Here is a 6,731-nt window from a genome sequence, read left to right as displayed (position 1 = left end):
CCTGTTGCCTCATGTCAATACCTCCGCGAAGGGGCATACGTTGCCTCATTGGAAAACCTCCGGTTGGGTCGGCGGTTCCAGTCCTCGTTGACTGGCGGTTTGATGGGCGCTGGCTGCTTGGCGGTGGCGAGGGTTCCGAGTTGCCCGGTGAGGGCCAGGATCTGCCGGGACAGGGCCGCGGGTCTGACTTTCCGGTACTCGGCGTTCATGCGGGTTGCCGCCTTCCTTTCGGTGTGAGGATCGGCGGCCGCGCGGCGGTGGGGGGTCGCCGGCGCGTCATGGATCTTTGTCACCGTGGCCCCGTGGCGGGTCTTGGATACGAGCTTCTGCTGGGGAAGCAGGTAGTTGGTGAAGGTACGGTCCAGCTCCCAGATTTGGTTCAGCAGCGCAAGTTCCGCGGCGGTGTCGTAGCGCAGGTAGCCCACCAGCTCACGGACCCTCGACCAGTTTTTCTGCTCGACGTGGGCCCCGTCGTTCTTGTTATACGGACGTGAGCGGGTGAAAGTGATCCGTTGTTCCTGGCAGAAGTCGAAAAGATCGTTGTTGATGAACTCTCCTCCGTTGTCCGAATCGATGCCGATCACCGGGAACGGGAAGGCAGAGATGGCTTGCTGGAGGGCAGCGAAGACATGCCTCTGGGCCTTGTTGGGCACGGACCTGTTCACCGTCCATCCAGTGGCGATGTCCGTGACGGTGAGCGTGAAGCAGTACTGTCCGGAACTGTTCGAGCCCTCATGGCCGACCAGATCGATCTCCACAAAGCCGGGCACGGCGTCATCCCACTGAGCCCACGTGCGGATCGGAATCTGGGACTTGAGCAGCGATCCGGGTTTGGTGTGGGACCGGCCCCGCGGCAGCAGCTTGGCCCGTTCCCCGGCCAGGCGCCTGTCGATCGTGGCTGCGCTCATCCGCCCGAGCAGCTGCGCCTGGGCGTCCGTGATGTCCAGGGCCTTCTCGTCGCGCAGCATCGGGACGAGTTCTGGCATCACCGCCGCCAGCAGCCTTCCGGCAGGAGCGCGCAGCACCGCCCAGCAGAACACCAGAGCAGGCTGCAGATCCGCCCCGTATACCGGTGCCCGGCCGGGCCTGACCGGCCTGGGCCGCGGAGGGTCCAAAGCATGCCGAAGCACCGCCCGGGCATGATCCCGGTGCCAGCCGGTCAACTCCACGACCTCGTCCAGGATTCTTCCCTTCCGGACCCTGTCCCCGGCCCGATAGGACCTGGCCAGCTGCTTCGTCACGGCCTTGCGCTCAGCCATCGTCAATCCCATCCACCCGGCCTAGCCTCCATCCGCCCACCCCGGCAACCGCCAACCCAAGCGGAGGATTATTAATGAGGCAACGTATCCCCCTTCGCGGAGGTTATTTACGAGTCAACGCGATGAGTGTGATCCGCAGCTCAACGTGGCGTAGCCTGAATTCATGAGTGTCCAGCTAGGTATGCCCCAGCCGCGGGAGGAAGCAGCATCCGCGCTGCCCGGCGTTCCCGGGCGCCGGCCCACCGATGCGCCGGCAGGCCTCGTGGACCGGTACGGCCGCCGCGCCACCGACATGAGGCTGTCCCTTACGGACAAGTGCAACCTGAGGTGCACCTACTGCATGCCCGCGGAAGGGCTGGAGTGGCTGGCAAAACAGGCAGTGATGTCCGCGGATGAGATCGTCCGCATTGTCCGCGTGGGCGTGGATCAGCTGGGGGTCCGTGAACTCCGCCTGACGGGCGGGGAGCCTCTGGTCAGGCACGATCTTGTGGACATCATCGCGGCCCTGCGCCGGAACCACCCGGACCTGCCGATCTCCATGACCACTAACGGCGTTGGCCTGGCGAAGAAGGCGGCAGCGCTCAAGGCGGCGGGACTGACCCGCATTAACGTCTCGCTGGACTCCCTGCACGAAGAGACCTTTGCCAAACTGACGCGGAGGCCGTTCCTTAATCAGGTGCTCGCGGGTGTGGATGCGGCGTGGGCGGCCGGCCTGGGGCCTGTAAAACTGAACGCGGTGCTGATGCGCGGCATCAATGATGCAGAGGCACCTAAACTGCTGGCCTGGGCCCTGGACCGGGGATACGAGCTGCGGTTCATTGAGCAGATGCCGCTGGACGCCGACCACGGCTGGACCCGGCGCAACATGATCACCGCCGCCGAGATCCGCGAACTGCTTTCCCGTGACTTTGTGCTCAGTCCTGACCGGCGGGCCCGTGACGGCGCCCCGGCGGAACGTTTTGACGTACGACGGCGGGTGGTCGGTCAAGTGCCTGAGGATGGTCCCGTGCTGGGAACCGTTGGCATCATCGCCTCCGTGACCGAGCCGTTTTGCTCCGACTGCCGGCGCACCCGCATCACCGCCGAAGGCAAAATCATGAGCTGCCTGTTCTCGCGCGAAGAGTACGATCTGCTCGGCTTGCTGCGTTCAGGCGCGTCGGACGATGATCTGGCGCAGCGCTGGCAGGACGCCATGTGGATCAAACCAAAAGCCCACGGCATGGACCACGTGGGACTCGACGCTCCGGACTTCGTCCAGCCGGACCGCAGCATGAGCGCTATCGGGGGCTGACCGGGATGCTTGTACGTTACTTCGCTGCCGCGCGCGCTGCCGCCGGGTTCGAGGAAGAGAAGTTCGACCTGCCGGAGGGGTCCACCGTGGCGGAACTGCTGCAGGTTGTTGCGGCCGTTGACCGGCCCGAACCGCCGGCCGGCACGCCCCCGCTGATGCGGCTGCTCTCGCGCAGCAGCTTCCTGCTCAACGAAGTGGCGGTCCGGGACCAGGCAACGGTTCTGGGCCCCGACGACGTGGTGGACGTGCTGCCCCCGTTCGCCGGCGGTTAGCCGGCGGTTAAGGGTAAGCCGGAGCCTTCCGGCAGCCCCTTCGACACTGAATGTCGGACCCTCGTTGGATGATGTGGGTATGGGAATCGGCGGTGTTGGGGCAGTGATGGAGGGTATCTCTGCCTCTGTTGCTGTCCTTGATGCGCTGGACCTTGAGGATGCTGTTCTGGCTTCCGGCGCTCATGGTGGCACTGACGTTGATGTGTTGCAGCGGCGGTACGAACTGCGGCTGGAACGGCTGGACGTGGTGAAACGGCTCGAGGGCCAGCTCGCCGCGGTGAAAGCCCATGATGTTGCCGACGCCGTTGAGATCCAACACGCGATGCTTGCCCCGGACGCCCCCGTGCACGAGCGGACCTACGCCGAAATGGCGGCCGTGGAAGAGATCGCCGGGATCCTGACCATCAGCTCCCCAGCTGCCGGCGCCCTGGTGGACCAGTCCCGCCGCGTCTGCACCCTGCCGCCGGTGATGGACGTGTTGGCCGCCGGGGAGATGTCCTGGCAGCACGCCCGCATCGTTGCGGACGAAACCGAGGGCCTCACCCCTGCCGGCGCCGCCGGGCTGGTGGCGCACTTCTTCGACCCCGAGGCACCCAGCCCGGCCCGCGGCGCAGCCCCCGGTGAACTCGTCCCCTCCCGGTTCCGGGCCAAGGTCCGTGCCTGGCGGGAACGCCACCACCCGGAATCGATCGAGAAGCGCCATGCAAAGGGTGTGGCTGACCGGCGGATGGAATACGCGCCCGACCGGGACAGCATGGCCTGGCTCTCCCTCTACCTGCCCGGAGACACCGCATCGGCCATCTGGAACCGCACCACCGCCACCGCACGCGGACTCCAAAGCCCCGACGAAACCCGCACCCTCACCCAACTCCGCCCCGACATCGCCGCATCCCTCCTGCTGGGCGCCGGAACCGCCGGGGGCGAAACTGACGCAAACACGGCCGAGCTTGGAAAGGTCCCCACCCCGCGCGCCGATGTCCTGGTCACCGTGCCCGTGTTCGCACTGCTCGGTGTCACGGATGAGCCCGCGGAACTGGACGGCTACGGTCCCATCCCGGCATCGATGGCGCGGAAACTCGTCGCCGACGGGGCGGATTCGTTCTACCGGGTCCTGGTCGACCCCCGCGACGGGGCACCCCTGGAGATCGGCCGCACCCGCTACCGGCTCACCGAGACCATCAAACAATGGATCAGGATGCGCGACCGGAAGTGCACCTTCCCCGGCTGCAGCAACCACACCCCCGACAACGACACCGATCATGGGACCGCCTGGGAACACGGGGGAAGCACCGGGATCACCAACCTGGCCCAGCTCTGCCCCAAACACCACCGGCTCAAACACAACAGCCACTGGACCCCCGATGCCGCAACCCCAAACGAGCCACCCGGCTGGACCTCACCCACCGGCAGGCACTACAAACCCGAACACCCCACCCCCGAACCAACCCACTGGCCACCAAGCACCCTGCCGGACACTGGTGCGAGGCCCACTGTCGAAAGCACGCTGCCCCATGCCACGACTCCACCGGAGCTGATCGCTGCGCCGCAACCGTCAGGCCGGCCTGACCAAGTGCACGATCTGGGATCACAGGAACTGGAGGATCTGCACTGGCACCAGATCCTCGCCGGGATGCCCGCGTGGCCGGATCCGCCACCCGAGGAACCACCGGGGAACACCATGCTCGATCCAGACCAGGTTCCGGCGGAGGATCCCCTGTGGGAAGCCTTCTACTCCACGCCGTTCCTCTTGCCACCTGACCCCCAACAGGACGCATCCCTGTTGTCGTAGGAAGCTCCGTTGTAGACCTGGCGTTGTAGCCCTTCCGTTGTCGGCCTTCCCTTGTAGGCCTGCCGGGGTGAGCTTCGCCGTTGTGCGGCGGTGTCCCAAGGTCCACATGCAGGATGCCTGGGGCCAGGAGTCCTGATCGGCAACGGCTATGCCTTATGGAAGACCGAACGCATGAACGGCCTGTAAGTCGAACCTTTTCCGTTGGTGCCTGCATCCGGCGCATCCCCGCCGTCGTCCCCGGCTGCTGACCTCAGTTCGGTGAGGTGGGTCAGGACCTCGTCCTGGACCCAGATGGAGTGGCGTGTCCAGCCCCCGAGGCCGTGACGTTCGACGCGGAGGACATGGTCCTGCCAGGTGCAACGTGCAGCGGCGCCGGGAGGGACGCCGGAGTTATCCACGTAGTACCACAGCACATCATGATGGACGGGGTCCACCGTGAAGATGCCGTGGCCTTCGAAATGGCTGCCGTCGGGTTCAACATGCCGGTAGCTCTGGACCACTCCCTGGCCGGCAGCCACCTGGCTGTAGGTCACTTCAGCTTCCACGCTGCGCTCCGGCCCCCATGGACCGGCCGCAACCCGCGTCGTCCCCCGCCAGTGGCCGAGCAGGCCAGAAAGCGCGGGATGTCCGCGTTGCGTTCCCGGCCCTTTTATCGCCACGACGCCGCCTGCCCAAGTTCATCCATACCTCAGGATGGCCTCTCCAGGGGACCGTGGCCAGCCTCTTACAGCCCGAAAGTCTCGTTCTCCTCGAAGGGACCCACAACAGTGACGGTCCGTGGTGCGGCGGCGAGCTCAGCAGCAAGCTCCTGGACCTGCTCCGTGGTGACGGCCTTGATGAGGCGCAGGGTCTCGTCGATATCCTGGTACTCCCCGGAGACGAGCTCAGCGCGGCCCAGCCGGGACATCCGTGACCCGGTGTCCTCCAGGGCCAGGACAATGCCGCCGCCAAGCTGGCCTACCGCCTTGCGGAGCTCGTCGTCGGAAATTCCGTGTTCGGCGAGCTTCTCGAGTTCCACTCCCAGCAGGTCCAGCACCTGCCTGACCTTGGACGGCGTGCAGCCCGCATACATGCCGAAATAGCCGGCGTCTGCGTAGGACGAGGCAAAGGAGTAAGTGGAGTACACCAGGCCGCGCTTTTCGCGGATTTCCTGGAAGAGCCGTGAGGACATGCCGCCGCCCAGGACGGCGTTGAGGACGCTCATCACGTAACGGCGTTCGTCCGTGGCAACGATGGTGGGGCAACCCATGATGATATTCGCCTGCTCCACCGCACGCTTCACCACGTGGAGCCCGGCGGTTCCCGTGATGACGGCCCGCTCGGTGGAACGGCGCTTGACCGGTGACGCTTTGGGTTCAAGCAACCAGCCGGCTGATTCAAGGGCGTCCACCACAAGCCCGCACACCACGTCGTGTTCAAGCCCGCCGGCCGCCGTGATGACCAGTTCCTCGGGCTTGTAGTACCGGCGGTAGTGCTCCCAGACGGAATCCCTGGCCACGGCCTTGATCGCGGCCGGGGTCCCGCCAATAGGCCGGCCCAGGGGGTGGCTGCCAAGAACCGCGGCGACAAAGTGTTCGTGCGCAACGTCGGTGGGGTCATCGCTGTCCATCGCAATTTCCTCAAGGATGACGTCCCGTTCCTGCTCCATCTCGTCAGGATCAAGGACGGCCCCGGTGATCATGTCCGCAATCACGTCGATCGCCATAGGCAGGTCCGAATCCAGGACGCGGGCGAAGTAGCAGGTGCTTTCCTTGGCGGTGGCCGCGTTCGATTCCCCGCCCACCTCGTCAAACGCCGAGGCTATCTCAAGGGCCGTGCGCCGCTTGGTTCCCTTGAACAGGAGGTGCTCCAGGAAGTGGGTGGAGCCGTGCTGCCCGGGAGCCTCGTCCCGGGAGCCGACACCGACCCAGAAGCCGATGGTGGCTGACCGTTGCCCCGGCATTGCCTCCGTGAGCACCCGTACTCCCCCGGGCAGCACTGAACGCCGGACCTCGGACCCGCCGTCGGAGCCGTGGACCAAGGTGTCGCCGGCGTGGTTCTGCTCAAGCGGCAGGGGTACAACAGTCATTGATGCCTTTCAGGACGGGCAGCCGGATCTGGCTGCCATCGTAACAGCGGCG

6 protein-coding genes are annotated in these 6,731 nt (G+C 65.8%); 3 read left to right on the top strand and 3 right to left on the bottom strand.

Features of this window, described 5'->3' with window-relative positions; genetic code table 11:
* Positions 1-14: 14 nt before the first annotated feature.
* Positions 15-1,259: an integrase catalytic domain-containing protein gene (locus tag ACTJK0_RS11900; RefSeq protein WP_440744316.1), complete on the bottom strand. Its 1,245-nt coding sequence runs from the start codon at positions 1,257-1,259 to the stop codon at positions 15-17.
* Between the two features lie 163 nt (positions 1,260-1,422).
* Here ACTJK0_RS11900 and moaA point away from each other — a divergent pair, with 163 nt between their 5' ends.
* The 3 genes from moaA to ACTJK0_RS11885 all read left to right on the top strand — a co-directional run bounded on the left by moaA (position 1,423) and on the right by ACTJK0_RS11885 (position 4,611).
* On the top strand, positions 1,423-2,550 hold the full coding sequence (moaA, locus tag ACTJK0_RS11895; protein WP_440745290.1) for a GTP 3',8-cyclase MoaA: 1,128 nt from the start codon (positions 1,423-1,425) through the stop codon (positions 2,548-2,550).
* Positions 2,551-2,555: 5 nt separating this feature from the next.
* The gene (locus tag ACTJK0_RS11890) at positions 2,556-2,822 is read left to right on the top strand and encodes a MoaD/ThiS family protein (protein WP_440745289.1); all 267 of its coding nucleotides are present in this window, start codon (positions 2,556-2,558) and stop codon (positions 2,820-2,822) included.
* A gap of 79 nt (positions 2,823-2,901) precedes the next feature.
* Positions 2,902-4,611: an HNH endonuclease signature motif containing protein gene (locus ACTJK0_RS11885; RefSeq protein WP_440745288.1), complete on the top strand. Its 1,710-nt coding sequence runs from the start codon at positions 2,902-2,904 to the stop codon at positions 4,609-4,611.
* A 146-nt stretch (positions 4,612-4,757) separates the two neighbouring features.
* Here the strand turns inward: ACTJK0_RS11885 and ACTJK0_RS11880 are convergent, their stop codons facing one another.
* Together ACTJK0_RS11880 and ACTJK0_RS11875 are read right to left on the bottom strand one after the other, a co-directional pair.
* The gene (locus ACTJK0_RS11880; protein ID WP_440745287.1) at positions 4,758-5,156 is read right to left on the bottom strand and encodes a DUF1579 domain-containing protein; all 399 of its coding nucleotides are present in this window, start codon (positions 5,154-5,156) and stop codon (positions 4,758-4,760) included.
* Positions 5,157-5,335: 179 nt separating this feature from the next.
* Positions 5,336-6,679, bottom strand: coding sequence for a M16 family metallopeptidase (locus ACTJK0_RS11875; protein ID WP_440745286.1), 1,344 nt, complete (start codon positions 6,677-6,679; stop codon positions 5,336-5,338).
* Positions 6,680-6,731: the final 52 nt, after the last annotated feature.

It is taken from the genome of Paenarthrobacter sp. 22069 (genome assembly GCF_052046035.1).
Taxonomy (GTDB): domain Bacteria; phylum Actinomycetota; class Actinomycetes; order Actinomycetales; family Micrococcaceae; genus Arthrobacter.
The sequence above is the reverse complement of the archived record's forward strand: the minus strand, read 5'-3'. Positions and strand labels throughout refer to the sequence as shown.

Coding starts and splice junctions, on each gene's coding strand:
- ACTJK0_RS11900 (WP_440744316.1), bottom strand. CDS start 1,259: ATGGCTGAGCGCAAGGCCGTGACGAAGCAGCTGGCCAGGTCCTATCGG.
- moaA (WP_440745290.1), top strand. CDS start 1,423: ATGAGTGTCCAGCTAGGTATGCCCCAGCCGCGGGAGGAAGCAGCATCC.
- ACTJK0_RS11890 (WP_440745289.1), top strand. CDS start 2,556: ATGCTTGTACGTTACTTCGCTGCCGCGCGCGCTGCCGCCGGGTTCGAG.
- ACTJK0_RS11885 (WP_440745288.1), top strand. CDS start 2,902: ATGGGAATCGGCGGTGTTGGGGCAGTGATGGAGGGTATCTCTGCCTCT.
- ACTJK0_RS11875 (WP_440745286.1), bottom strand. CDS start 6,679: ATGACTGTTGTACCCCTGCCGCTTGAGCAGAACCACGCCGGCGACACC.